Raw genomic sequence first — 24641 nt, forward strand, 5'->3', positions numbered from 1 at the left:
GTAATATAGTTTAAATGTGTCGGTGTATTTTAATTAACATACCTAATTGAATATCTTGTACATGTAAAATAGCTACTTCTTTATTTTGAAAGAGCCAGTATGCGCATCAAAAGAAATAGTATCAGCAGGGAAAAGTGTATCAAAACTTTTGTTTTCTATTAGCTTACAAGGTTCATCAAATGGATTTGTTAACCCATCTAAGATTAACATTTTATCACATAGTTGAATTGCCATCTCAATTTCATGACTCGTAAACAAAATGGTCTTGTTTGTTTTATTTGCAATTGATTTTAAAAGTTTTAAAATTTGAACCTTATGATATAGGTCTAAATGTGTAGTAGGTTCATCTAGTAGTATGATATCGGTATCTTGAATTAAAGCTCTGGCAACAAGTGTACGTTGTAATTGACCATCACTCAATTGAAAACATTTTTTATTTAAGAACGGTTCTAGTTCTAAAAGCGCAATGCCATTATCAATAATTGAAATGTCGTGATCAGTCAATTTACCTAACCAGTTGGTATAAGGTTGCCTACCTAAAGCTAATAGTTCGTAAACCGATAAATTCTTTGAAGCAATCGATTCTGTGAGAACTACACTTATTTTAGAAGCTAATTGCAGTTCGTTATAGGTGCTTAAAGCCTTTTCCTCAATGTGTATGGTACCAAGAATTTTAGGATGAAAATTTCCTAAAGTGCGCAGTAATGTAGATTTTCCTATTCCGTTGACACCAACTATTGCAGCAAGTTCTCCTTTTTGTAATTCAAAAGATATCGATGAAGCAACTACATCTGTTCCATACCCAATAGATAGGTTTGCAACTTGTAAAATATTATTTAAATTGGTGCTATTGATAACTAAAGTTTTATATTAAAATATCATTTTTCTTTTACGAACCAACAGCCAAATAACTACAGGTGCACCTAATATACTTGTAATAGCGTTAATAGGTAATACGCTTACAGATCCTGGCAATTGAGCTATGGTGTCACAAATTAGCATTAAGATTGCTCCACAGCATAGAACAGCGGGAATTTGAATTTTATGGTCGGTTGTATGAAACATCTGTCTTGTGATGTGTGGTACGGCAATACCAACGAATGCAATAAGTCCTGCAAAGGCAGTTATACCGCCTGCTAGCAATCCGGTTGCTATAATAATTAAGTATCTAGATTTTTGAAGTTGAATACCCAAACTTTTGGCATAGTTTTCGCCTAGTAAAAAAGCATTTAAAGGTTTTATAGTGATGATACTCAGTGTAATACCTGTGATAGTGCATGAGGCAACAATGAGAATTTGTAACCAAGTTAAATTGCCTAAACTTCCAAAAGACCAGAAAATATACTGTTGTAATTTTTCAGCTTTTGTAAAGTACGATAGCACACTTACTATCGCAGCTGTTATACTACCGAACATGAGGCCTATAATTAATAGAGACATAGTGTCTTTTATTTTTGCGGCAACTACTAAAACGAGAATTAGTACTAAAAAGCTACCTATACTAGATGTTATAGCTAGAGTAATGTCATTGAACGCTGAGAAAGCAAAAAATCCTGTAAATAGGGAAGATCCCATAATTATAATTGCAGCACCTAAACTTGCCCCAGAACTTATGCCTAAAACATAAGGTCCTGCCAGAGGGTTTCTAAACAAGGTCTGCATCAACAATCCGCTTAATGAAAGCCCGCCGCCAACTAGTATGGCGGTTATAGCTTTAGGTAATCGGTATTGCCAAATAATATACGAATTCGAAGAATCTTCAGAAACTGACCCAAACAACACTTTAATGGTGTCAAAAAAAGAAATGCTTACAGAGCCCAAACTAATGTTGATTACAAAACATGTAAGCAATACAAACATCAGTACTATAAAATGAAAGTTATATGTAAACTGTTTAGACAATTAAAGCAGCGGTTTAAAAAAGAAGGGTTCATAATTAGGTAATAACCCTGGATGTAAAATTTGAATTAAATCTTTTAATACAAGGTCAGGCCTTTGCGGACCTAGTTCATAATATAAGGTGCCACCAGTTTCCCCTTTTGTATTTGCGGTAGTGAAAATTTTATTTTTCTGAAAAGCATCAAACTGTTTGTAGTGTGGGCTAGAAGACTTCATTTCTTGGTAAGATGTAAACTGGGCCGGTCCGATCCAATATTCGGCATGTTGCCCTTTATCTAGAACACTCTCCCAACTTAATGACAGACTTCCGTTTTCTTCGGTGGTACTCCATAGGTAATTTGCATTGGCATCGTTTAAAAAATTAGCGGCCCAACTTCTTCCGCCGGGTAAGTACCAAACATCTTTATAGAGAGCTCCGCTAATTACAGTTGGTTTTTTACTTGCTTTAGAGGCCAATGATTTGGCTTCTAGATAAGATTCTTCGATTTCATTAAAAAATACATCCGCCTCTTTGACCTTGTTGAAAAAAGGAGCAAAGAATTTAATCCATTCCGCTTTTCCCAAAGGGGTTTCTTCTACCCAGTCGCCATTATATATTACAGGAATATTGGCACGTTGTATAGTTTCGTATGTACTATTACCATCATTAATGGCAAAACCGAAGATTAGGTCTGGTTGCAAGGCTAAAATAACTTCTGTGTTAAGGCTTTCATTAATGCCTAATTCTTTGATTTTTCCAGAATCAATTTTTTTTCTCGCTTCTTTTGATGAAATATATTTAGTATCGGGAAATCCAATAAGTTGATCTAAAACTCCTAATTCCTCTAAAGCAGGAATGTGAGTAGTTGAGGTTACTACAATATTTTCTACCGGAGTAAATATTATGGCATCATAGTCACCTTTATTTAAGGTTATGCTTGACTGCATTTTTTTAGGTACTAAAGCGTAAATGTGTGTGGTTTCAGCATTTGTCCATGGTTTTAAAACCTTGATAATTGTGATACCATTATTTTGTGTATTAATGGTAAAACCATTGGCATGCTTAATAATTGTGCTATTTGTGATGCTGTTAGTTGGTAATATTTCTTTTTTCTCTTGCTTGCATGCGAAGAGTAAAACAAGGCAACTAATAAAATACAAATGTTTGAGCATGGTAGAAATTCGTCTATTATTCAAAAGTAGTATTATAAAAGTTTACTTAGAAAGATTAAACTAAATGTTTACATTCGCCGTGAATTTTGGTTTTCATTGCTTTTAGTCATGAAATTAAAAGGGAATCTAGTGAAAATCTAGAGCTGTTCCCGCAACTGTAAGTTTATTTAAAATATATCTATTGGCGAATAGATATTCTTTGATACTTCTTTTAAGAAGGTGCTATTTTCTTCAAAGCCACTTTGATTTCTGAACCGGTTCAGAAATTATGGGAAGGCAAAATAGTATTAAACAAGTCAGGAGACCTGCCTTATTCAAACAAACAATGTGAAACTTTCGGGATAAAAGTTTGCGTATGGGTACAGACATACTACGCTCCCGTTTATGAATTTAAACGAATGAAAAATTATTTGATGTGGCCGGCGGTCACTGTATTATTATGTGCAAAAGTAGGGGCACAGCAAGAGCAAGATTCTACAAAAACGTTACAACTTGATGAAGTTGTCGTTAGTGATTCGCGTTTTGAACTGAAACGTGAAAACTCGGGTAAGACCATAATTACTATATCTCAAAAAGAACTGGAACATAATCAAGGGCGCTCTGTTGCCGAAATTATCAATACCAAAAGTGGTATCGAAATCAACGGAACCAGAAGTTATGCAGGTCAGAATCTTTCTACCTATGTAAGAGGTGGTAATAATCGCCAGGTCTTGGTTGTCATAGATGGCATTCAGGTTTCTGATCCATCGGGTACAAGTGCTGAATATGATTTAAGGTTGTTGAATACCTCACAAATTCAAAGTATTGAAATATTAAAAGGTGCAGCTAGTACGCTTTATGGTAATTCTGCAGCTACTGCAGTTATTAATATTACGACCAAAAAAGCTAAGAAAGAAGGGCTAGCACTTGAGGTTATATCTAGTTATGGTACTAACCAAACTGAGGCAGATCAGAATTATAATATTTCAGATATTTCTAACACTATTAATCTTACGGCAAAGAAGGGTAAACTTTCTGTTTTGGCATCTGGTGGACATCAATTTACCGATGGATTATCTGCAGCTATAGGTACCGACGAAGATGTTGTATCTAGAATTGATGGAAACTTAAAAGTAGGATACGAATTCTCTGATCGCTTTGAAATTAATGGTTCTGCGTTTTATAATAAGTTGAATAGTGACTACGATAACGGATTCCCGATTGAAGATGCAGATTTTCATTTTACTAGTGAGCAATCTCGATTTGGTCTTGGTTCTAAATATGGGTATGAAAACGGAAGTATTAATATAAATACCGCTTTTAATCAAATAAATAGAGTGTTCGAATCTAATTTTCCATCAAGCTTCGATTCTCAATCATATATACTGGATGTCTTCAATAAATACACTTTTTCCGGTAACATTCATACTATTGTCGGTTTAAATTATATAGACAATAAAACTTTATTTACCGAAGAGTATGATGCCAGTACTGTAGATCCTTATTTAAATGCGGTTTATGTTGGTTCTCATGGATTAAATGTAAATGCGGGTGTACGATTAAACAATCACAGTGAATACGGTTCTAATTTCATTTATAATATCAATCCATCGTACAGAATAGATATTAATGAAGGCTATTTAAAGTTTATGGGTAGTTATGCAACTTCTTACATTGCACCTAATTTATCGCAATTATATGGTCCGTTTGGAGCGAATCCTGATTTAGAACCAGAGGAGGATACCACTTTAGAGGGGGGATTGGAATATAAAATTTCGGATGTCTTTACCATCAATGCAGTGTATTTTAATAGAAGAGAAGATGACAGAATAGTTTTTGAAACGATTGATCCAGTTACTTTTGAGAGTCAATATAGAAACGCTGCTGAAACAGCACATTTTGATGGGGTAGAAGTAGGTTTAAATTCAGGGTTAGCTAATGGGCTTACATTTGATGCCAATTATACATATACAAATTCTAAAGAAGGTTTAGCATTAAGAGTTCCAAAAAGTAAAATTAATGCAACAATAGGGTATGTTATTAAAGAGAATACCTTTTTAGGCCTATCTTATCAGTATGTGTCAGATAGAACAGATATAGATTTTGCTACGTTTTCAGATGTAACGTTAGATAGTTTTAATTTGGCAAACCTGCAATTGAAGCATCAATTTTGCACTAATTTATCTGCCTTTTTAGCGGTAGATAATCTCTTAAATGAAGAATATACAGAATTGGTTTCGTTTACTACAAAAGGAAGAAATGTTCGCTTAGGCTTTAATCTGAGTTTATAACTCGAATTATTTAATTAAAAAAAGGACAGCATAATAGCTGTCCTTTTTTAATAGATGATAATAGCATCTTAAAATTCCATGTCGTAAAAAGTATCATCGATCATTTTACCACTTATTAAGCTATGTTCTTTAGAGCTACTAATAACGTTTATGGGGTATGTAACAGTAAAATCTTTTTTGCCGGTAGCACCTGTAATCAACTCAATTGCCTTCGCTAAAAGCGGTTCATTTTCTTCACCTAAAATACCTAGGTTGCCATAATCTTCAAGTAACTCATAATCTGGCTGTAAACCATCTGTAAAGTCAAAGAAACCATCGGCATTTTCGTTTCTTCCTATTAAAGGTTGAATTGCCCATTGATTGTCTGGATTAATATTGTTTACACGCGATGGTGTATATAAATAAGAATTGTCACGATCATCAACTAGTGTAGTAGAAAATTCATTTTTACCTCTGGTTACATCGCCAATCTGAATAACATCCATATATGGTTCTAAGCTATTGATCAATAATTCACTAGCTGAGGCAGAACTAGCTGATGTTAAAACATATAATTGGGTTAAGCCTAAAGAATTTATAGCGCTGCCGTTTACATTATCAGCAAAGTAAACTTCTAACTGACTGTCATTAAACTGATCTTGAAGCTTGTTGTTATAACGCTTTCTAAGAAATAAATCTGAAGTATTCGTACCATAAATCATACTGGCCAATAAGCGAGTTGTGTTCACCGAACCACCAGGGTTATAACGTAAATCCATAATAAGATTTGTTATTCCGGCGGCTTTTAAATCTTCTACAGCGGCATATAGATCATCATCATATTCATTCGTAAATTGGTTATACATGATGTAACCAATATTTTCTCCTCCAATGGTAAAAGACTTTGAAATAAAAACAGGATTTTCTGCTAAACCTTCTTCTTTAGTAAGGGAAACCTCTTCTTCATTTGGCACAATGCTGCCATTTGAGAAATTTGCCATATTTAAGATATAGGTGTCATTATCGCCAAATAATAAATCTATATAATTATTTAGAGTTAAAGTTTGCCCGTCGACACCGGTAAAGAAATCACCACGTTGTATTTCAACTGTAGAAGCATTTGAATTCGGAACTATATATCGTACAATACCAAATAGTTCTTCACTATCTTCAAAACGAACCAGACCAAATTCCAATCCGTTACTTTTAGAAATACCAGCTAAAGAATTGGTTAATTCTCTATAATCTTCATTATAGAAACTAAATCGATCTTCGATATACTGTAATTTATTTTCAAAAAAAGCGGCAGGGTCATCTTCAGAGTCCAAAAATGCAGTGTAGGCAGCACTTCCGTCGGTAGTGTTTTCAAATCTATCGTCTGCTAAATCATCAACATTTTCTTGCCAAAAATACCAGAAATTCATTGCTTTCCACATGAAATCTTGCACTTCTACATCTGCAGATCCATCTGGGTCTACAGTATTGGTCAACGTCAAGTCATCATCGTTAGAACAAGAGAACGATAATATAGTAATAAGTAATATTAATATCTTCTTCATAATTAGGGAAACTGAAATGTTTTGAATTTATTTCGTTTCAGTTAAAGGAATTTTTGCCAAAGGAACACTATTGTTTAGTAATAACGCAGTATTTCTCGGGTTGTAAAGTTTTGAACTGGAAACTAAATTTGCCGGTATAAGTACTTCAAAACTGCTTTTTGCTCCATTTCCAGTTATCTCTTGTATCGCTCGTGCCAATAAAGGCTCATTCGCATTACCCAAAACCCCTAAGTTGGTAACATCTTCTGAAAGCTCTATATCTGGTAGCAACCCATCTACATAATCAGAGAAGCCTACACTATTCTCAACACTACTAATAATTGGTTGTAAGCCCCATTGTACATTCGGATTAATTTCATCTACTCTATCTGCATCATAAACATTACCACCATCTGGGTCGTCAACAAATAAAACCGAACCCTGATTTTTACCAACAGTTGTACCACCGATATGTATAACATTCATATATGGCTCTAGACCTACCATGACCAGCTCACTAGCAGAGGCAGATGCTTCTGTTGCAATAATATATACGGTATTTAAATTTAATGTGTTCAAAGGTGCATTGGAATTTCCATCTGAGGTACCGGTTGTACTTACAAAATAATTGTCTGTAAGACTACTATCGAATTCCGCTTGCAACTTGGCATTGTAAATAGTTCTAAATAATAAATCTGATGTATTGGTCCCTTTAATTAAACTAGCTAAAACGGCAGCAGTCGACCCTCTGCCACCAGGGTTGTACCTTAAATCAAGAACCAATTCGTTAACACCTTGCGACATAAAATCAGAGAAAACCGTATTCAATGCATCCTCAGAACCAGCAACAAATTGGTTGTACATTAAATAACCTATTTTTTTATCTCCAGAAGTAATTACATTAGTTACATGAATAGGGTTTTCCTCTAAATTTTCAGATTTTGTTAAGGTTATTTCTTTGTCATTTGGACTTAGACCACCATCAACAATTTCTGCCATATTTAACGTATATGTATCATCATCGCCAAATAGTAAATCAATATAATTATCGATTGTAATTGTTTGTCCATCTACGCCAACAAAAAGATCTCCTCTTTCAATGTCTTGTCCGGCTGCATCAGAATTTTTAACCACATATTCAACAAATCCAAATAAATCATCTGTACCGGTAATTCGACCTAAACCAAATTGAAGTCCGTTACTTTTAGAAATACCAGCAGAGCTATTCACTAATTCAGTATAATCATCACTGTAAAATGTAAATCTATCTTCAGAAAAAAGTAATTTATTTTCTAAAAAATCTACAGGATCTTCATTTTCTGCAAGATATTCTTCATAAGCTGTTTGCGTATCAAAAAGATCATCTGATAAATCTGGAACTTCACCTTGCCAGAAATAATAAAGATTTAAGGTTTGCCAGAAAAAATTCTGAACCTCAATATCAAGAATAATTTCCTCTTCTTCAGTATTTTCAATTTCGTCTTCAATAATTTGGTCATCATCATTATTACATGAAGTAATAACAAAACCTAAACAAAGGAGGGACAAGAAAAATTTCTTCATAGCTTTTTTTAATTTTATTAATGTTTAGAAAATTCTTTAATTAGAAAGTTCATTAAAATATAGAAAATAATCATTTAAGTAAGTACGTAATTAATTAGTATAAGGATGTTAAATTTACTTACATGTTATTTATTTAAATATTTATTGTAACAAAAATTGTTCCGAATCGTCTTCATAATGTAGGTCGATAAGTAGGTTTACAAATTGCCAGACCAAAATGAAGCAAAAGGAGTTTTTAAATATAGTACTACCAATAAAGGACAAGTTGTTTCGTATGGCTAAAAGATTATTGGTTTCAACAGAGGAAGCTGAAGATGCTACCCAAGAAATTCTTATAAAATTATGGTCGAAGAAAAATAAAATGGAATCTTATAATAATGTGGAGGCGTTTGCAATGACCATGACCAAGAATTTTTGTTTGGATAGACTAAAATCTAAGCAAGCCGGTAATTTGAAATTGGTGCATACAAATTATACGGATGTAAATACATCTCTTCAAGGTCAGTTAGAAGCAAAAGATAGCATCAATTGGGTTGAACGAATTATGGAAGAATTACCAGAGCAACAAAAAATGGTATTACAGTTGCGTGATATAGAACAATACGAATATGAGGAAATAGAAAAAATGTTGGATATGAAACCTACTGCTATACGAGTAGCTTTGTCTAGGGCAAGAAAAACAGTAAGAACAAAATTAATGGAAAAGCATAGTTATGGAATTGCATAAAATAGAAAAATTAATAGAAAAGTATTTTGAAGCGACTGCAACGGTTGCTGAAGAAGAAATGTTAAAATCATATTTTTCAGAAGATGACATTGCGCCTCATTTAGAGCAATATGCCCCTTTGTTCAAGTATTTTTCAAAAGTAAAAGAAGAGCGTTTTACCAAACAGATTCAATTAAAACCTAAAATAAATTATTTGAAATGGGTATCTGTTGCTGCAATTGCAATATTTATGGTTGGTTTCTATTTTTATCAACCAACACCGCCACCAGTTACTTTAGCTGATGAGTATACAGCTGAAGAAATTGAATCAGCAAAAGAGGCATTAGCTTTATTGGCAATGAATTTTAATAAAGGAACAGAGCAATTGTATTATCTAGAAGAATTTGAAAAAACAACGAATAAATTTTTAATAAAAAATAATTAAGATGAAAAAGATATTAATATTAGCCCTTTTGGTATTAGCCCCGGTAATTATTAGTGCTCAAGATATTTTTGAGAAATATGAAGATAATGATAAAGTGACTTTTGTTGCCATGCAACCAAAAATGTTTCAAATGTTGGGCAAAATGAGTGTAAGTTCAGATGATCCAGAGGCTAAAGAGTTTTTTGAGTTGGTAAATTCTATAACCAGTTTTAAAGTAATAACTACCGAAGATGCTTCCATTTCTAAAGATGTTGATAGCTGGGTTACCAATCGCCTTAATAGCTCTTCGTTTGAAGAATTAATGAGAGTGCGCGACGGCAATTCTAATGTAAAGTTTTATGTAAAAGAAGGTAAGGACAGTAATCATGTAAAAGAATTATTAATGTTCGTTACGGGTTTAAAAGATATTGATATTAACGGTAAAAAATTAGAAACAGTTCTTTTGTCATTGACCGGTGACATTAATTTACAATCGGTATCTAAATTGACCGATAAAATGGATTTACCTGGTGGTGATCAATTGGGTAAAGCATCAAAAAAGGGTAATTAAGAAATTAACGCATTTGCCCGGTAATTACAATGTGTTAAATAAAAAGTAATCATCAATTCATCAATCGCCTAAGCCAAATAAGGTAATGGCACTAAAAACAACAATCATGAAAAAAGTAGCAGTAGTATTTTTAATGGCAATTTTACCCGCATTGGGCTTTTCTCAATCTGTATTTGACAAATATGAAAATATGGACAATGTTGGTTCCGTAATCGTTAATAAAGGAATGATAGATCTTGTTTCTAAATTTGGAGGAATGAGCGATGACAAGGAGGCAAAAGAGTTTGTTGAAATCGCAAGCGGACTTAAAAACGTTAAAGTGTTTATGACTGAAGATACAGCTGTTTCGGCAGATATGGCATCAACAGTAAAAAAGTATTTAAAATCTTCTAAGTTAGAAGAATTGATGCGTGTTAAAGATGAAGACGTCAATGTTAAGTTCTATGTAAAAGATGGCGATAAAAAAGACCATGTTTCAGAATTATTAATGTTTGTTAGTGGTTTGGAAAATGTAACGGTAGGCAATCATGGTAGAAAAGTTGAAACTGTGTTAGTAAGTCTTTCTGGTGATATTGATTTAAATAAAATTGGCACACTAACGAGTAAAATGGATTTACCTAAAGATTTAAATAAAGCTTCAGGTAAATAAATAATGTAGTTAAAAGGTCTTTTTTTAAATTAAAAGACCTTTTTTCAATTTAAAAAATATGATATGAAAAAGTTATGTATAAGTGTTGTTTTGTTAATAGGTATAGCCATTTCATCGTGTTCAAAAGAACAAAGTTTACAGCAGTATTTTATAGCAAATGCAGAGAATCCAAACTTCATGTCTTTTGATTTACCATCAAGTCTTTTAAATTTAGATAAAGTAGATTTAAGCGCTTCAGAAAAAGAGGTTGCTGCGTCGCTCAAAAAAATGAATGTTCTGGTATTTCAAAAGAAAATCGAAAATATTGCTGATTATGAAATTCAGAAGAGTGCTATTAACTCGATATTAAAAAGTTCAGAATATAATGAGCTTATGAAAATGAATACTTCAATGGGAAAAGCAACCATACAGATTAAAGGAGATGGTGATACAATTGATGAAGTAATAGTTTATGGAGATAACGATGATAAAGGATTGATATTAGTTCGCGTATTAGGAGATGATATGAATCCTGCAAGCTTTGTGCAAATAGTAAAGAAAATGGAAAAATCTGATTTTAATGTAAAAGGAATTAAATTATTTGATAATTTAATTAAAGGTTAAATTTGTTGATTTAGAATGCTTATTATCAGAAAGTTGAATTAATATTGCCGTTTGTTTGTTTGTGCTATTTAATGTTTAAGTTTATTTTTATTGTGACCTTTTAAGAATAATAGTGTCATAATATATGAGAACAATTAAATAACAACCTAAACAAACATTTAAAAAATGGAAAACGCACAAGTATGGATTGACAAAGGAATTGATTTAGCAATGGAATATGGACCAAAAGTTCTTATGGCCATTGTTATTTATATAGTAGGTTCTTGGGTAATTAAGAAGTTGGTAGGTGTTACTAGAAAAGGTATGACCGCACAACAGTACGATCAATCGTTGCAGAAATTTTTACTAAGCTTAGTAAAATGGGCATTAACGATATTTTTGATTATCACTGTTATCTCAACCTTAGGAGTAGAGACTACAAGTTTCGCAGCAGTTATTGCAGCAGCTGGTTTAGCAATTGGTTTAGCTTTGCAAGGTTCACTATCTAATTTTGCAGGTGGTGTATTACTTATAATTTTTAAACCTTATAAAATTGGTGATTTAGTCGAAGCACAAGGAGTGCTTGGTAGTGTAAAAGAAATAGAAATTTTTACAACTAAATTGATTACGCCACAGAACAAATTGGCTATTATACCTAATGGAGCTATGGCAAATGGAAATATAATCAATTACACTACGGAAGGAAAAATGAGAGTAGATACTACTGTAGGTGTCGATTATGGTTCTGATCTTCAGAAAACTAAACAAGTTTTACTTGAAATGTTACAAGCAAACCCTAAGGTATTAAAGGATCCAGCGCCATCGGTTAACGTTTCTGAATTAGCTGATAGTTCTGTAAATCTTGCGGTACGTCCTTTCTGTAAGCCAGAAGATTATTGGGATGTTTATTTTGGAACGATAGAAGGAACAAAAGAGGCATTAGATAAAGCCGGTATAGAAATCCCTTATCCACATGAGGTACAAATCAATAAATAAACTTAGTCTAGTTAGTTAATAAAAAGCCCGTTGAACTTGCTCAACGGGCTTTTTGGTTTTGTCTTTTAAATATAATAATCAGTTACCCTATTTACTCCTTAACAATTTGTAGATTGTTTTTTCCAAAGTCTAAAGTCCTAATTGGAAACGGAATATTGATATCGCGCTCATCGAAATTCTTTTTAATAATTTTAATCGCTTTATGTCTTGCAGCATGCTCTTGCTTTACATTAACACAATCTGTCCAAAATCGAACCATAAAATTAATAGAACTATCACCAAATTCTGTAAAAAAGAATTCTACATTTTCATTATCATTCTGTTTGAAGGTATCAGCAATAATTTTAACCGTTAAATCTTCGACCATTTGTAGGTCGCTTTCATAACTAACTCCACAATTAACAAAAATTCTATTTCTATCATGCATAGAATAATTAGTGAAAGAACCTTCAATAAATTTAGAGTTAGGTATAACTACCACATTATTATCAGGTTTTTTAAGAATAATGTTTCTTAAGCTAATTTCGGTAACGAAGCCAGACTCACCATCAGCAGAAATAAAATCATTTATTTTAAGCTGTGGCATAAAAGAAAGAATAAGTCCGCCAAACGTGTTACTTAGCGTGCCTTGTAATGCTAAACCAATGGCTAGACCGACAACACCTGCACCAGCTAATATACTTGTTAAAACTTTATCTAAATCTAAAACACCTAAGGCAATGAAAAATCCGATTAGAATAATTGCCACAAATACAACCTTGGCAATTATTTCCTGGATAGAAACTTGAGAAATTTTTCTAAGAATAGTTTTTTTAAGAACCTTGCGTACTCCTCTTGCTAGAAAGTAAAATAAGAACATTACCAAAACAGCCATTGCTAAATTTGGTAACTTTAAGATGATTGACTCTAACCAACCGTCTAATTTATTCCATAGATTTCCAACTGATTCTTCAACTGAGAAATTTGTTTGCATATATTTTTCATTTTGTTTTCAAGAGTAATATATAGGTTATGAATAACAAATTAAAATACATATCGCCCATTTAGGGCGATATGATGTATATGAACAAAAGAAAAGTTTTAATGCATTAAAACCTCCCTAAATACCAGTGTAATTACTGGGAGATATTTGTTTCAGCTCGTTTTTGATTTCGTCAGAAACCTCTAAAGTATCGATGAAGTTTGCAATTGAGTTTTTGTTAATCTTTTCGTTAGTACGTGTAAGACCTTTTAAAGCTTCGTAAGGGTTAGGGTAGCTTTCACGTCTTAATATAGTTTGAATAGCTTCAGCAACTACAGCCCAATTGTTTTCAAGGTCTTGCTCGAATTTCTCCTTATTTAAAAGTAGTTTATTCAAACCTTTTAAGGTAGATTGAAAAGCAATTATAGTATGACCAAAAGGAACACCAACGTTTCTAAGAACAGTACTATCGGTTAAATCTCTTTGTAATCGTGAAACCGGTAATTTTGCAGATAAATGTTCAAAAATTGCATTTGCAATACCAAGATTACCTTCAGAGTTTTCAAAATCAATAGGGTTTACCTTATGTGGCATTGCAGATGATCCAACTTCACCTGCCTTAATTTTTTGCTTAAAGTAATCCATTGAAACGTATGTCCAAAAATCTCGATCAAGGTCGAGAATAATAGTGTTTATACGTTTAAGACCATCAAATAATGCTGCTAAGTGGTCATAATGTTCAATCTGTGTTGTAGGGAACGAATGTTGAAGACCTAGTTTTTCTTGTACAAATTTTTGACCAAAGGCTTGCCAATCAATTGAAGGATATGCTACTAAATGGGCATTAAAGTTACCTGTGGCTCCGCCGAATTTAGCAGCACTAGGAATATCATTCAATAAATTAAATTGCTCTTTTAAACGCGTAACAAAAACCATAACTTCTTTACCTAAGCGAGTAGGGGATGCAGGTTGACCATGTGTTCTTGCCAGCATAGGTATTTCTGACCATTCTTTGGTCAATTCCTCCAATTTTTCTAGAACTTCTATATACTGAGGAACATAAACCTCGTTCATAGCCTCCTTAATTGAAAGGGGTATAGCTGTGTTGTTTATGTCTTGAGAAGTTAATCCGAAATGAATAAACTCTTTATATTCAGAAATACCCATGGCATCGAACGCCTTCTTTATAAAGTACTCAACAGCCTTAACATCATGATTAGTGGTTCTTTCAATTTCTTTGATTTCTTCTGCATCGGCAGTAGAGAAATCGGTATATATTTTTTTTAATGCCTCAAACTTCGATGAATCGAAAGAAGAAAGCTGAGGTAACGGAATTTCGCAAAGTGCAATAAAGTACTCTATTTCTACTCTAACCCTATATTTTATTAAAGCTTCTTCTGAAAAGTAAGCAGACAAAGATTTGGTTTTAGAGCTATAACGACCGTCTATAGGTGAAATGGCATTTAATGCATTAAGAGACATAATCAATGGTTAAATTATTAAGGGGCAAATATACCTATTCGTGTTAAAGTTTAAAACCTTAATGGCTTTAAGTTATGGTCAATTACAATGATTTAATGAACAATTATCTCAGGTTATTAAATGAGCTACTTTTTTCTAGAACTTTTAAGGTCATTCTGGCTCTTGCCTTGTATGCAGCACTGCCGCTCTCGTAGTTTTGTTTTAGTATTTGTTGCAATTCTGGATGGATCCATTCTATTCTTCTTCCTATTAGTAAAAGGGTGGTCATGGAATATGCTTTTGGGGCAACTTTATAATTACCGATCAACCAATCAAAAGCAGCTTCGGTAATATCATTTAAGTGATTTGTGGTTAATTTTTGTATTGATTTAATTGATTTTTTAGAAAACTCGCTCAATATTAGTAGTTGACATATTTTTGATACAGGGCGCACAGAAGACTCTAATGAAATATGTTTTAATACATCAACAAATGCATTAATGTTCAATAAAATAAGTTGTAGATTATTTTTTGCGACATATTCTAGAACCCAAGCTGCCTTACAAGAAATAGGGTCGATTTCATCTTTAATTATTTCAATAAGTATAGGAATTTGATTAGGGTTTTCTTCAATCTTAATGGCCATTCTATATCGATTGTCTCTTGAAGCGCCTATATAATTCAATGCTTCATAAAGTTCTTTCTTAGTCATAAAATTGTATCTTTATTCCTCATTTTCCCCCAAATATGAAATTACTAAAAAAAATTAGCCTAGGTATTATTATAGTATTAATAGCGATGCAGTTTTTCAGTCCTACTAAAAATATATCGGCAGGTAATCATACTGCAGTTTTTATAGAGGAAACTAATCCTTCCCCAGAACTAAAAAAAATTTTTGAAACATCATGCTATAATTGTCATAGTAACAATACAGAATACCCGTGGTACAACAATATAGCACCTATTTCATATTTGCTAGCAGATCATGTTAAAGAAGGTAAAGAACACTTGAATTTTTCTGAGTGGGAAAATTATTCTATAGATAAGAAAGATCATTTGTTGGAAGAGATAGAGGAAGAAGTAGTCAATGGTAATATGCCGTTGTCTCAATATACCCTATTCCATAAAGATTCTGAACTTACCGCCAACGAAGAGGTCAAGTTAGTTGAATGGGTTAGACAAACCAGAATTATTTATCAATTAGGGAAGCAACCAAATTAGGAGTTCCTTCTACTGCAGTTTCGGCTATAATGGTCAAATTGTCTTTATGGGTTTTTGATATGGCAGGTTTAGGGTCAATAAAATAAATGGGCGTTGCTTTGTCAACAAAATCTATTAAACTTGCTGCGGGATATACTTGCATAGAAGTACCTATAATAATCAAATAATCTGCTTTTTCTGTTATAGAGATTGCGTCTTCCAAAAGTGGTACGGCTTCACCAAACCAGACAATGTGTGGTCTTAATTGATATCCGTTTTTACAGGTGTCGCCCAATAAAATATCTTTTTTTTGTTCAAAGATTTCACTGGTAGAATTCATACTTCTAGCTTTCAACAATTCTCCATGTAAATGAAGTACCTGAGAGCTACCAGCGCGTTCATGTAGATCATCTACATTTTGGGTGATAATATGTACATTAAATTTTTCTTCTAGTTTAACTAAAGCCTTGTGTGCGGCATTAGGTTCAACGGTAAGTAATTGTTTTCTTCTTTGATTGTAAAATTCTAAAACTAGTTCCGGATTTTTTTGAAACCCTTCAGGTGTGGCAACTTCCATAACATCATGGCCTTCCCATAAACCGTTGGCATCTCTAAATGTTTTTAATCCGCTTTCGGCAGAAATTCCTGCTCCTGTTAATATGACAATGTTTTTCATGGCAAAGTTCTAAATATGCATAAAAATATACTTTTCTTATCTTGGGCGTATGATTGATGTGAAGCTTTTAGGGTATTTAGAAGAATTTATTTCTGAAAACAGAAAACAACGGTTTATTGAAATATTGGCAGAACGAACAAATTACTTAACCGTTGCTGTTGAAGATGTGTTTCAAATGCACAATACCAGTGCGGTGGTAAGGAGCTGTGAATCTTTTGGTGTGCAAACCGCTCATTTAATAGAAGATAGAAACGGTCAACATTTAGATGAAGAAATTGCTATGGGAGCTCAGAAATGGGTAGATATAAAACGGTATCAAAATTCAAAACAAACAATTGATTCGTTACGGGAAACGGGATATAAAATTGTTGCTACTAGCCCGCATGCAGATAGTTCATTATTACAAGATTTTAAGTTAGATGGTAAAACAGCATTGTTTTTTGGAACCGAGAAAAGCGGCTTAAGCGATTATGTGCTAGAAAATGCAGATGCTTATTTAAAAATACCGATGGTTGGTTTTACCGAGAGTCTTAATATATCTGTTTCTGCGGCTATTATTCTACAACATTTAACCTCGCAATTAAAAGCATCGGATGTAGCGTGGAGACTAACAGAAGAAGAGATGTTGGAAAGACGGTTGGATTGGACAAAAAAGTCAATCAAAAGTATTGAAGACATTTTGGAAAGATATATGTCTGATAATTAATTTTTGTTTAACTTGTTCATCAACAACTAATTAACTAAAAAATGTATACTGTATTAATTATTATAGGAGTAATTGTGGTATTGATTACTTTACTGGCAATAATAGCTCCCAAAAGTTATCAAGTTTCTAGAAATATAGAATTAGAACATCCACCGGAACAGGTATGGGGTCATTTAAAGTTTTTAAAGAAACAGCAAGAATGGTCGCCTTGGGCTAGAAAAGACCCAAATATGGAGCTTAGTTTTACTGGAGTTGATGGAGAGGTAGGTGCTACCAGCCATTGGAACGGTAATAAGGATGTAGGTGAAGGGGAGCAAGAAATTACTAGAATAGTGGAAGGTGAGCGCATTGAACAAGATTTACGATTTTTAAAGCCCTATAAGTCTCAATCTGATTGTTATATGACGCTTGAAGAGTATGAAGTAAATAAAAGTAAAGTTACATGGGGTTTTTCTGGAAAGAATAAGTTTCCTATGAGTATTATGATGTTGTTCATGTCAATGGATAAAATGGTAGGGAAGGATTTTGAAGCGGGACTGGAAAATCTAAAAACTAATTTAAATAAATAGATTATGATAGCATGGTTTGAAATTCCTGTTGCAAATATGGAGAGAGCTCAAAAGTTCTATGAATCCATCTTAGATGTTTCCATTACGGTAAATAGTTTTGGGGAATTTGTAATGGGATTGTTCCCGGATAAACAAACAATTGGTCAGGCAAACGGGGCTTTAGTACAGCATGAGCAGTATGTGCCTAGTTTAACTGATGGCGTGCTGATATATTTGGCATGTGAAGATGCTGCAAAAGTACTGGATAAGGTTGAAAAGGCAGGCGGACAAGTATTACAGTCCAAAACCGAAATAGGCGAAGGACACGGATTTATGGGTCTATTAAAAGACACGGAAGGAAATAAAATTGCCGTACATTCAAATTCCTAGTAAGTGACCCTTAGTTTTTTAGCTCCAGTAAGGCAATTTCAGAATCGTTATCTAGAATTACTTTAGAATTTTCTACTGTAACTTCGGTATTAGAGTAGCGGTCATATAGCTTTGTGCCATCACCAAAAGTACCTTTTACTGAAATTGTCTTTTTCCCTTTTGGAAGGTCTAAACCAATAACCACCTTATCAACATATTGATCTTTAGTGAAATACCTGCCAAAAACGTATGGGGCTTTTGAGATTCTTTTGTGAATACCTGCCCCAATTGCTGGGTGATCATTTCTAAAAGTTCCAAGTTTTTGCCAATGGGTAAGTGTCTCCTTTACTTTAGGTATACTGTCTAATTCTTCCCAATTCATGAAAGAGCGTAAGGTTGCATCACCCTCTGTGCCTTCAATGATTAAACTACGGGCAGTTTCATCGCCATAATAGATTTGTGAAGCACCTGGAGTAAGTAAAAGTACATTAGCAGCCCTTTTTGGGTTGGTTCTTTCTTGGTCAAATGGCTGACCGTCGTCATGAGAGGTTAGGTAATTTAATACACTTTTGTCTTTAAACTTAGTATGCAGTAGTTTGCTATATTTTGTGAAAATAGTTTCATAATCTTTTTTAGCATCGGTCTTTAGTTCAAAGTTTATAAGACTTTTGAAGCCGTTATCAAAGTAGTTTACTTTTTTGTCGCCAAGGTCAAATTCCTGTCCACCAGAAATCCCATAATTATAAACTTCACCAACCATATAAAAAGGGTTGTTGTCCAAAACCTTGTCTTTATTCTTCTTTTTCCAAAGTTCAAATGCCAGTGAAGCTTCTTTGTACAGCTCTGCCCATGAGTTTTCATTAGCGTGCTTTACGGTGTCTACTCTAAAACCGTCTACACCGTATTTGTTAACGTAATCGGTAAGCCATTTAATAATATAAAAACGAGGAGCTCTGGGGTAACCAGTCCGATCAAAAAATAATTCAAGTTCATCTAGCTCTTCGCTTAATCTACCTTCAGATTTCCATTTGGCAAGTAAGGCATCCGGTAAATTTACGGCAGCATCAGATTCTGTTCGTATATCTGGTAAGTTTGCTACCAATGTGCAGGCTGTAGTATTTTCATAAGTAGTGAATTCACAAGTAGGAGAGGTGCGTACCCATTCATCTGGCCAAACGGGATCTTCTTCAGTAACAGGACCAGTGTGATTCAAAACAACATCCAATAAAATTCTGATTCCGTTTTCGTGAGCTGTTTTTATTAGTGTGTCTAAATCTTTGTTAGTTCCAAAATTAGGATCTAGGGCCGTCCAATCTTTTGCCCAATAGCCATGATACCCATAAGTGTTTCCAGTGCCTTCATCAGTAGCGCCATGAATTTGTTCTACTACAGGAGTAAACCAAATAGCATTAACACCAAGATCGGTGAAGTATCCCTCTTTGATTTTATCGGTAATCCCTTGAATGTCTCCACCTAAAAAACCTCTTAGTTTTCCGGTTTCTTCATCACGTTCAAAATTTAAATCATTATCAGTAGTTCCATTATTGAAACGATCGGTAAGAAGGAAGTAAACGGTAGCAGCTTCCCATTGAAAATTGGGATTTATTTTGGGGACTTCTACGGAATCTTTAGCTACGGCAATAGTTTCTGATTTTTCCTTGCTCTTGGGTTGGCAAGAAATCAATGCTATAAATATTAGCCCTAGTAAGAATACATTTTTCATTTCCTTGGTATTTGCATTAAAGCTATAACAAGGATTTGGTTTTAAAAAATATTATTTCTTTCTATTAAGAACTTTGTATTCCTCGTAACAGCTGCTAATGGCATCAAGTATTTGAAGGTCATTGGCAGTAGTTATAAAAGATTTAGAATAGTTACAGTTGTTTAAAATATCTTGAATATCGACTTTCTCTAGCTGAAGAAATTCGGTCAATGTTTCTCTGTCAAATTTAGAAGCGAGTAAATTGCGAATATCATCATCTTCCCTCATTTGCCTTAACTTACGCATTTGTGCGGGTTTTTTACCAAAAAGATTCCGTAATAAATCCGCTGGATTTAGTATGGCGCCCAAAACCTTTGTAACTGCACTTGGGTTTTTATTACCGCCTTCATAGCTGACCCCTAAGCCCGAAATACTGTATTGGTAAGCATTGTTTATAGGCAGGTTCTTAACATCGATTTCTAGATACCCAGTTAGCTGATAAGGTCTAACAATAACTTCTTCTAGAGCATAGGCAAGTTCTGTTAACGCAATTTCTGTGTTTTCAAACTTAAACATATCATTGGTTACTCTAATTTTCTGTGATTTGAAACCTAGAAAAGAAAAATATAAGGTGTCATTTACTGCTGCGGTAAGCGAAAATTCCCCTTTTTCATTAGTAATTGTTCCGAAAACTTGGTTTAAGTTAACAACATGTACACTTTCTAGAGGTTCGTCAGTTTGTGCATTGATTACAACGGCGTTAATACGTTGGCTTTCTTCTGTATTTTGTGAAAAACCGATTGCTGAAAGAAAAATAAATGTAAGCGATAAAAAATATTTCATTGTACTGAAGCATAATTAAGTTGCAAACAAAATAAAAAAAATACGCCGAAGCGTATTTTTAATATACAATTAACTAAAAGAAATCTCCTTTTCTTTTGTTGCTGCGTCTTTTTCCAGAGTTTGGACTGCTAGATTCGCTGCGGTCACGTCTTCTGCCTTTAGACTCGCGATCACCATCTTTTCTACCTCTTCCTCCACGGTCATCATCTCTTCTGCCACCGCTTCTTTTTCCTCTGAAACCACCGCTGCTGCCGCTTCTTCGTCGGTTACCACCGCCACCACCAGGGTTTTTAGAAACTTCTACGTTTACAAATCTTCCATCAACTTTAAACTCGGTAAATTTCTCAAGAATTTGTTGGGTAGATTCACTTTCAGTATTAAAAAATGAAAAACTTTCCTTAACATCAACTTTAAAAACGTCTTCTTGGCCTAGGCCAACAGTATCTCTAATAAAATCTTTAAGGGACATCCAATCATAGCCATCTTTTTCACCAACGTTTATAAAATAACGAACAGCACCACTAGTTGGTATTTCTCCACCTCTTCTGCCATCACTTCTTTCTCTACCACCATCAGAAGAATTCAAATCTTTAGATTTGCTGTAATAGTTAGAGAATCTTGTAAATTCTGCAGAAATTAATTTTTTTATTAGTTCTTCACGATCGATTCCTTCTAAAATTTCATTGATTTCAGGTAGGTAAGGGTCAACATCAGAATTGGTTTCTGTATTCTTTATTTTATTGGCTAAATGGTGTAGTTGAATGCCGCAAATTTCCATTCCCGAAGGAACTTTTTTCAAATCAAATTTTTGATTGATTTTATTCTCTATAGCTCTAATCTTACGTTGTTCGCTACGAGTAACAAGAACCATCGAAATACCAGATTTACCTGCTCTACCAGTTCTACCGCTACGGTGCGTATATGTTTCAATTTCATCTGGTAATTGATAATTTATTACGTGAGTAATATCATCAACATCAATTCCACGTGCGGCAACATCGGTCGCTACAAGCATTTGAATTTGTCTCTTACGAAAAGAGTTCATTACCAAATCTCTTTGGTTTTGACTTAAATCTCCATGTAATGCTCCTGCGTTATAACCGTCTTCAATTAAATTTTCGGCAACTTTTTGAGTATCACGTTTTGTTCTGCAGAAAATAACTGCAAATATATCTGGGTTGGTATCTGCCAATCTTTTTAAAGCTGGGTAACGATCTCTACCACCAACAACATAATATTCATGTTGTACAGTTGATGCGCCAGAGTTTTTTGCGCCCACTGTAATTTCTTGTGGCGAATGCATGAATTTTTTGGCAATTGTAGCTACTTCTCTAGGCATAGTTGCAGAGAACAACCATGTAGATTTTTCATCGGGAGTACCAGAAAGAATATCTTTGATATCTTCCATAAAACCCATGTTTAGCATCTCATCGGCTTCATCTAGAACACAGTAATCTATATTAGAGATATCTACAAGACGTCTACTGATCATATCTTTCATTCGACCAGGGGTAGCCACAATAATTTGTGCTCCACGTTTAATCTGTCTTGCTTGATCCGTAATACTTGCACCACCATAAATGGCGACTACATTGATATTTCGCTCGTATTTTGAATACGCTTGCATCTCTTTTGTAATCTGTAAGCAAAGCTCACGAGTTGGCGAAAGTATTAAACCTTGAGTGGTTCTACTATTACCGTCTATTTTTTGAATTAAAGGAAAACCGAATGCGGCAGTTTTACCTGTACCTGTTTGCGCTAAGGCAACTAAGTCGGTTTCACTTTCCAATAAAATAGGGATTGCTTTTTCTTGTACTTCTGATGGGCTTTCAAAACCCATATCAGTAATAGCATCTAATAAGGACTTTTGCAGTCCCAGTGCTTCAAACTTTGTCATAAATATGTTATACTAAATCGCAAATATGAATGTTGCATAGAGCGATTATCGTATATAACCTATTTAGACTCAGGGCAACACATGCTATACCAGCGGCGTTAATTAAGCGGCAAAGGTACTGCGAATAATTGAATCAGAATAATTTATTGAGAAGTAATACTATGGAGCAAGCGAATAACCGTATATAGAGAGGAAAGTTCCGGTAATACCAAAGACAATCATTAGTATAATCAATCCTTTTTGTAAAACTGCATTATCATAAATAATGATGCAGACGGCGCCTAAAACGATACATATTTGGAAGAATAATAAGGCGTAATCGAATCTTTTTGTAGCGTAGTCATAGGTTTGGGTTAGTTGTTCCCATTCTTTAACACCCTTAATTTTCCCCATTTCTCCTTCAATATCCTGTACCCAGTTTTCTTTACCTACATGAGCAGAGCCTAATAAAATTTCTGTTTTTTCTGATTCGTATTTGGTTATTTTTTCTTTTACCTCTGCTATTTTAAGTTCTATTACCGGTATTTTTTCTTCTGTCACTATACCACTTTCAATAAGAGCGTTTAAATAATCAAGTTCACCTTCTTTTAAACTTTCTTTGATACTTTTAGATTGGTACCAGCCAGAATAGCTTACAACATTGTTGTGCGCGATCATCATTTCTTCTTCTAATTCGCCATTGACCATTTGCGATATAGCCATAAGAGCGGCAAATATTGCAATAAGCACCCCGCCAATAGCTTCGGCTCTTTCAGAAGCGACAGATACTTCTACTGTTTCTTTGTTGTTTTTACCCTGTAACATGAATGCTATTTAAATATGTAATCAATTTTTTAAATGCTTGTGCTCTATGGCTTATTTCATTTTTAATAGACAAAGGCAATTCGGCAAATGTTTCTTTATACCCGTTCGGTTGGAATATAGGGTCATACCCAAAACCGTTTTCACCTTTTTTAGTTTCTGTTATTATACCCTCAATTTTACCCTCAAATATATATGTTTTACCACTTAGGTTTAGTGCAATTACGGTTTTGAAATGAGCGGATCTATCTTTTTTACCATTTAGATTAGTCAACAGCTTGTCCATATTGGCATTAGAATCATTGGTGGAGCCTGCATAACGTGCAGAGTACACGCCAGGTTCTCCGTTAAGCGATTTCACTATAAGTCCTGTATCATCTGCAAAACAAGATAGTTCATAGTTATTGGTTACAAAATCCGCTTTTAATTTGGCGTTGTCCTCAAGGGTTGTTGCTGTTTCCGGTATATCTGTAGTACAACCTATAGTTTCTAAATTTATGAGTTCTATCTGGGAAGGGACCAAAGGTTGAACTTCTTTTATTTTGTTGGGATTGTGAGTAGCAAAAACTAGCTTCATGGGAACAATTTGGAATCTGGTTTGTGAATTTACAGCAGCAAAAGTAGTAATTTTATAAAATGGAGTTAAAAGTACCACCTGCTTTAGTTTTTTTATGTTTTGGATTAATGATGTATCTGTTGGCAAAATTTTTACCGATTGGTTATTTCGATTTTTTTGGTAGGCTATTACTAACAAAGATTTTAATTGGTTTGGGAATAGTAATCGCACTTTTTGCTTTAGTTCAATTTAGAAAAGCAAGTACAACCATAGATCCAACCAAACCAGATAAAGCTTCTAACTTAGTGGTGAACGGCATCTTTAAATTTTCTAGAAACCCTATGTATCTAGCGCTACTTCTTTTGCTATTAGCTTTAGGAGTATTTTTGGGTAATGCTTTTAACACGTTGATAGCTGCGGGGTTTGTAAGCTATATGAATCGTTTTCAGATTATACCGGAAGAACGAATTCTCTTAGATAAATTTGGGCGTTCCTTCAAAGATTATTGTATATTAACCAGACGCTGGTTTTAATTTAAGTTTTATTTGTTCACATTATCGACTACGCTTATAATTGCAAATATTATCTATTT

The 24641-nt window shown here is 33.9% G+C and carries 27 protein-coding genes and 1 riboswitch; of the genes, 13 read left to right on the top strand and 14 right to left on the bottom strand.

Annotated features, from left to right (window positions below; genetic code table 11):
- Positions 1-72: 72 nt before the first annotated feature.
- Positions 73-774, bottom strand: coding sequence for an ABC transporter ATP-binding protein (locus ACJJVP_RS13105; RefSeq protein ID WP_405416196.1), 702 nt, complete (start codon positions 772-774; stop codon positions 73-75).
- Between ACJJVP_RS13105 and ACJJVP_RS13110 the strand changes: the two genes are divergently transcribed.
- Entirely contained in the window at positions 695-874 is a 180-nt protein-coding gene (locus ACJJVP_RS13110) for a hypothetical protein (RefSeq protein WP_405414250.1), read from the top strand. The genes ACJJVP_RS13105 and ACJJVP_RS13110 overlap by 80 nt on opposite strands.
- Here ACJJVP_RS13110 and ACJJVP_RS13115 read toward each other — a convergent pair.
- Together ACJJVP_RS13115 and ACJJVP_RS13120 are read right to left on the bottom strand one after the other, a co-directional pair.
- Positions 871-1860: a FecCD family ABC transporter permease gene (locus tag ACJJVP_RS13115; RefSeq protein ID WP_405416198.1), complete on the bottom strand. Its 990-nt coding sequence runs from the start codon at positions 1858-1860 to the stop codon at positions 871-873. The genes ACJJVP_RS13110 and ACJJVP_RS13115 overlap by 4 nt on opposite strands.
- 42 nt (positions 1861-1902) lie before the next feature.
- Positions 1903-3075, bottom strand: coding sequence for an ABC transporter substrate-binding protein (locus tag ACJJVP_RS13120; RefSeq protein ID WP_405414251.1), 1173 nt, complete (start codon positions 3073-3075; stop codon positions 1903-1905).
- Positions 3076-3121: 46 nt separating this feature from the next.
- A riboswitch (cobalamin riboswitch) is annotated at positions 3122-3379 on the top strand.
- A gap of 70 nt (positions 3380-3449) precedes the next feature.
- On the opposite strand from ACJJVP_RS13120, the gene ACJJVP_RS13125 reads away from it, so the two are divergent.
- Positions 3450-5321: a TonB-dependent receptor plug domain-containing protein gene (locus ACJJVP_RS13125; protein ID WP_405414253.1), complete on the top strand. Its 1872-nt coding sequence runs from the start codon at positions 3450-3452 to the stop codon at positions 5319-5321.
- Positions 5322-5389: 68 nt separating this feature from the next.
- On the opposite strand, the gene ACJJVP_RS13130 is transcribed toward ACJJVP_RS13125, so the two are convergent.
- Both ACJJVP_RS13130 and ACJJVP_RS13135 read right to left on the bottom strand, forming a co-directional pair.
- Positions 5390-6859, bottom strand: a complete 1470-nt coding sequence (locus ACJJVP_RS13130) for a S41 family peptidase (RefSeq protein WP_405414255.1) — start codon at positions 6857-6859, stop codon at positions 5390-5392.
- A gap of 27 nt (positions 6860-6886) precedes the next feature.
- Positions 6887-8401, bottom strand: coding sequence for a S41 family peptidase (locus ACJJVP_RS13135; protein ID WP_405414257.1), 1515 nt, complete (start codon positions 8399-8401; stop codon positions 6887-6889).
- Between the two features lie 217 nt (positions 8402-8618).
- On the opposite strand from ACJJVP_RS13135, the gene ACJJVP_RS13140 reads away from it, so the two are divergent.
- From ACJJVP_RS13140 to ACJJVP_RS13165, 6 genes are all read left to right on the top strand, one after another.
- Positions 8619-9128, top strand: a complete 510-nt coding sequence (locus ACJJVP_RS13140) for an RNA polymerase sigma factor (RefSeq protein WP_405414258.1) — start codon at positions 8619-8621, stop codon at positions 9126-9128.
- Positions 9115-9552, top strand: a complete 438-nt coding sequence (locus ACJJVP_RS13145) for a hypothetical protein (RefSeq protein ID WP_405414259.1) — start codon at positions 9115-9117, stop codon at positions 9550-9552. Before ACJJVP_RS13140 ends, ACJJVP_RS13145 begins: the two co-directional genes overlap by 14 nt.
- A 1-nt stretch (position 9553) precedes the next feature.
- Positions 9554-10102: a DUF4252 domain-containing protein gene (locus ACJJVP_RS13150; RefSeq protein ID WP_405414261.1), complete on the top strand. Its 549-nt coding sequence runs from the start codon at positions 9554-9556 to the stop codon at positions 10100-10102.
- A gap of 106 nt (positions 10103-10208) precedes the next feature.
- Positions 10209-10751: a DUF4252 domain-containing protein gene (locus ACJJVP_RS13155; protein WP_405414262.1), complete on the top strand. Its 543-nt coding sequence runs from the start codon at positions 10209-10211 to the stop codon at positions 10749-10751.
- A gap of 63 nt (positions 10752-10814) precedes the next feature.
- On the top strand, positions 10815-11354 hold the full coding sequence (locus ACJJVP_RS13160) for a DUF4252 domain-containing protein (RefSeq protein ID WP_405414264.1): 540 nt from the start codon (positions 10815-10817) through the stop codon (positions 11352-11354).
- A 165-nt stretch (positions 11355-11519) separates the two neighbouring features.
- Positions 11520-12329: a mechanosensitive ion channel family protein gene (locus ACJJVP_RS13165; protein ID WP_405414265.1), complete on the top strand. Its 810-nt coding sequence runs from the start codon at positions 11520-11522 to the stop codon at positions 12327-12329.
- A gap of 91 nt (positions 12330-12420) precedes the next feature.
- On the opposite strand, the gene ACJJVP_RS13170 is transcribed toward ACJJVP_RS13165, so the two are convergent.
- The 3 genes from ACJJVP_RS13170 to ACJJVP_RS13180 form a co-directional block, all read right to left on the bottom strand.
- Positions 12421-13302 carry a mechanosensitive ion channel family protein gene (locus tag ACJJVP_RS13170; RefSeq protein ID WP_405414266.1) on the bottom strand — a complete coding sequence of 294 codons (882 nt, stop codon included), beginning with the start codon at positions 13300-13302 and terminating at the stop codon, positions 12421-12423.
- Between the two features lie 126 nt (positions 13303-13428).
- The gene (gene purB, locus ACJJVP_RS13175; protein WP_405414267.1) at positions 13429-14772 is read right to left on the bottom strand and encodes an adenylosuccinate lyase; all 1344 of its coding nucleotides are present in this window, start codon (positions 14770-14772) and stop codon (positions 13429-13431) included.
- A gap of 103 nt (positions 14773-14875) precedes the next feature.
- Entirely contained in the window at positions 14876-15463 is a 588-nt protein-coding gene (locus ACJJVP_RS13180) for an adenylosuccinate lyase (protein WP_405414269.1), read from the bottom strand.
- A gap of 35 nt (positions 15464-15498) precedes the next feature.
- On the opposite strand from ACJJVP_RS13180, the gene ACJJVP_RS13185 reads away from it, so the two are divergent.
- The gene (locus ACJJVP_RS13185) at positions 15499-15972 is read left to right on the top strand and encodes a heme-binding domain-containing protein (protein WP_405414270.1); all 474 of its coding nucleotides are present in this window, start codon (positions 15499-15501) and stop codon (positions 15970-15972) included.
- Here ACJJVP_RS13185 and ACJJVP_RS13190 read toward each other — a convergent pair.
- Positions 15941-16627 (bottom strand): NAD-dependent deacylase, encoded by a 687-nt coding sequence (locus tag ACJJVP_RS13190; protein ID WP_036155019.1) that lies wholly within the window; start codon positions 16625-16627, stop codon positions 15941-15943. The genes ACJJVP_RS13185 and ACJJVP_RS13190 overlap by 32 nt on opposite strands.
- Before the next feature lie 49 nt (positions 16628-16676).
- On the opposite strand from ACJJVP_RS13190, the gene ACJJVP_RS13195 reads away from it, so the two are divergent.
- From ACJJVP_RS13195 to ACJJVP_RS13205, 3 genes are read left to right on the top strand one after another with little or no spacing between them, the layout of a single operon-like run.
- Positions 16677-17333 (top strand): TrmH family RNA methyltransferase, encoded by a 657-nt coding sequence (locus tag ACJJVP_RS13195; protein WP_405414272.1) that lies wholly within the window; start codon positions 16677-16679, stop codon positions 17331-17333.
- A gap of 41 nt (positions 17334-17374) precedes the next feature.
- Complete coding sequence (locus ACJJVP_RS13200) at positions 17375-17902, top strand: SRPBCC family protein (RefSeq protein WP_405414274.1); 528 nt, start codon at positions 17375-17377, stop codon at positions 17900-17902.
- 3 nt (positions 17903-17905) lie between these two features.
- Positions 17906-18271 carry a VOC family protein gene (locus tag ACJJVP_RS13205; protein ID WP_405414275.1) on the top strand — a complete coding sequence of 122 codons (366 nt, stop codon included), beginning with the start codon at positions 17906-17908 and terminating at the stop codon, positions 18269-18271.
- 10 nt (positions 18272-18281) lie between these two features.
- Here the strand turns inward: ACJJVP_RS13205 and ACJJVP_RS13210 are convergent, their stop codons facing one another.
- From ACJJVP_RS13210 to ACJJVP_RS13230, 5 genes are all read right to left on the bottom strand, one after another.
- On the bottom strand, positions 18282-19973 hold the full coding sequence (locus ACJJVP_RS13210) for an alpha-amylase family glycosyl hydrolase (RefSeq protein ID WP_405414276.1): 1692 nt from the start codon (positions 19971-19973) through the stop codon (positions 18282-18284).
- Positions 19974-20024: 51 nt separating this feature from the next.
- Positions 20025-20795 (bottom strand): carboxypeptidase-like regulatory domain-containing protein, encoded by a 771-nt coding sequence (locus ACJJVP_RS13215; RefSeq protein ID WP_405414277.1) that lies wholly within the window; start codon positions 20793-20795, stop codon positions 20025-20027.
- A 73-nt stretch (positions 20796-20868) separates the two neighbouring features.
- Positions 20869-22692 carry a DEAD/DEAH box helicase gene (locus tag ACJJVP_RS13220; RefSeq protein WP_405414278.1) on the bottom strand — a complete coding sequence of 608 codons (1824 nt, stop codon included), beginning with the start codon at positions 22690-22692 and terminating at the stop codon, positions 20869-20871.
- Between the two features lie 159 nt (positions 22693-22851).
- Positions 22852-23496, bottom strand: a complete 645-nt coding sequence (locus tag ACJJVP_RS13225; RefSeq protein WP_405414279.1) for a DUF4337 domain-containing protein — start codon at positions 23494-23496, stop codon at positions 22852-22854.
- Positions 23483-24070, bottom strand: a complete 588-nt coding sequence (locus ACJJVP_RS13230) for a non-canonical purine NTP diphosphatase (protein ID WP_405414280.1) — start codon at positions 24068-24070, stop codon at positions 23483-23485. Before ACJJVP_RS13230 ends, ACJJVP_RS13225 begins: the two co-directional genes overlap by 14 nt.
- A 59-nt stretch (positions 24071-24129) precedes the next feature.
- Between ACJJVP_RS13230 and ACJJVP_RS13235 the strand changes: the two genes are divergently transcribed.
- A complete protein-coding gene (locus tag ACJJVP_RS13235) occupies positions 24130-24582 on the top strand; it encodes a methyltransferase family protein (RefSeq protein ID WP_405414282.1) in 453 nt (150 codons plus the stop codon).
- Positions 24583-24641 lie beyond the last annotated feature (59 nt).

This window comes from Maribacter sp. Asnod1-A12, from assembly GCF_045063735.1.
In the GTDB taxonomy this organism is placed as follows: Bacteria; Bacteroidota; Bacteroidia; order Flavobacteriales; family Flavobacteriaceae; genus Maribacter.

Excerpts from the sequence above, each read along its gene's own strand:
- ACJJVP_RS13115 (WP_405416198.1), bottom strand. The coding sequence starts at position 1,860 with ATGTTTGTATTGCTTACATGTTTTGTAATCAACATTAGTTTGGGCTCT.
- ACJJVP_RS13125 (WP_405414253.1), top strand. The coding sequence starts at position 3,450 with ATGAAAAATTATTTGATGTGGCCGGCGGTCACTGTATTATTATGTGCA.
- ACJJVP_RS13130 (WP_405414255.1), bottom strand. The coding sequence starts at position 6,859 with ATGAAGAAGATATTAATATTACTTATTACTATATTATCGTTCTCTTGT.
- ACJJVP_RS13135 (WP_405414257.1), bottom strand. The coding sequence starts at position 8,401 with ATGAAGAAATTTTTCTTGTCCCTCCTTTGTTTAGGTTTTGTTATTACT.
- ACJJVP_RS13140 (WP_405414258.1), top strand. The coding sequence starts at position 8,619 with ATGAAGCAAAAGGAGTTTTTAAATATAGTACTACCAATAAAGGACAAG.
- ACJJVP_RS13145 (WP_405414259.1), top strand. The coding sequence starts at position 9,115 with ATGGAATTGCATAAAATAGAAAAATTAATAGAAAAGTATTTTGAAGCG.
- ACJJVP_RS13150 (WP_405414261.1), top strand. The coding sequence starts at position 9,554 with ATGAAAAAGATATTAATATTAGCCCTTTTGGTATTAGCCCCGGTAATT.
- ACJJVP_RS13155 (WP_405414262.1), top strand. The coding sequence starts at position 10,209 with ATGAAAAAAGTAGCAGTAGTATTTTTAATGGCAATTTTACCCGCATTG.
- ACJJVP_RS13160 (WP_405414264.1), top strand. The coding sequence starts at position 10,815 with ATGAAAAAGTTATGTATAAGTGTTGTTTTGTTAATAGGTATAGCCATT.
- ACJJVP_RS13165 (WP_405414265.1), top strand. The coding sequence starts at position 11,520 with ATGGAAAACGCACAAGTATGGATTGACAAAGGAATTGATTTAGCAATG.
- ACJJVP_RS13170 (WP_405414266.1), bottom strand. The coding sequence starts at position 13,302 with ATGCAAACAAATTTCTCAGTTGAAGAATCAGTTGGAAATCTATGGAAT.
- purB (WP_405414267.1), bottom strand. The coding sequence starts at position 14,772 with ATGTCTCTTAATGCATTAAATGCCATTTCACCTATAGACGGTCGTTAT.
- ACJJVP_RS13180 (WP_405414269.1), bottom strand. The coding sequence starts at position 15,463 with ATGACTAAGAAAGAACTTTATGAAGCATTGAATTATATAGGCGCTTCA.
- ACJJVP_RS13185 (WP_405414270.1), top strand. The coding sequence starts at position 15,499 with ATGAAATTACTAAAAAAAATTAGCCTAGGTATTATTATAGTATTAATA.
- ACJJVP_RS13190 (WP_036155019.1), bottom strand. The coding sequence starts at position 16,627 with ATGAAAAACATTGTCATATTAACAGGAGCAGGAATTTCTGCCGAAAGC.
- ACJJVP_RS13195 (WP_405414272.1), top strand. The coding sequence starts at position 16,677 with ATGATTGATGTGAAGCTTTTAGGGTATTTAGAAGAATTTATTTCTGAA.
- ACJJVP_RS13200 (WP_405414274.1), top strand. The coding sequence starts at position 17,375 with ATGTATACTGTATTAATTATTATAGGAGTAATTGTGGTATTGATTACT.
- ACJJVP_RS13205 (WP_405414275.1), top strand. The coding sequence starts at position 17,906 with ATGATAGCATGGTTTGAAATTCCTGTTGCAAATATGGAGAGAGCTCAA.
- ACJJVP_RS13210 (WP_405414276.1), bottom strand. The coding sequence starts at position 19,973 with ATGAAAAATGTATTCTTACTAGGGCTAATATTTATAGCATTGATTTCT.
- ACJJVP_RS13215 (WP_405414277.1), bottom strand. The coding sequence starts at position 20,795 with ATGAAATATTTTTTATCGCTTACATTTATTTTTCTTTCAGCAATCGGT.
- ACJJVP_RS13220 (WP_405414278.1), bottom strand. The coding sequence starts at position 22,692 with ATGACAAAGTTTGAAGCACTGGGACTGCAAAAGTCCTTATTAGATGCT.
- ACJJVP_RS13225 (WP_405414279.1), bottom strand. The coding sequence starts at position 23,496 with ATGTTACAGGGTAAAAACAACAAAGAAACAGTAGAAGTATCTGTCGCT.
- ACJJVP_RS13230 (WP_405414280.1), bottom strand. The coding sequence starts at position 24,070 with ATGAAGCTAGTTTTTGCTACTCACAATCCCAACAAAATAAAAGAAGTT.
- ACJJVP_RS13235 (WP_405414282.1), top strand. The coding sequence starts at position 24,130 with ATGGAGTTAAAAGTACCACCTGCTTTAGTTTTTTTATGTTTTGGATTA.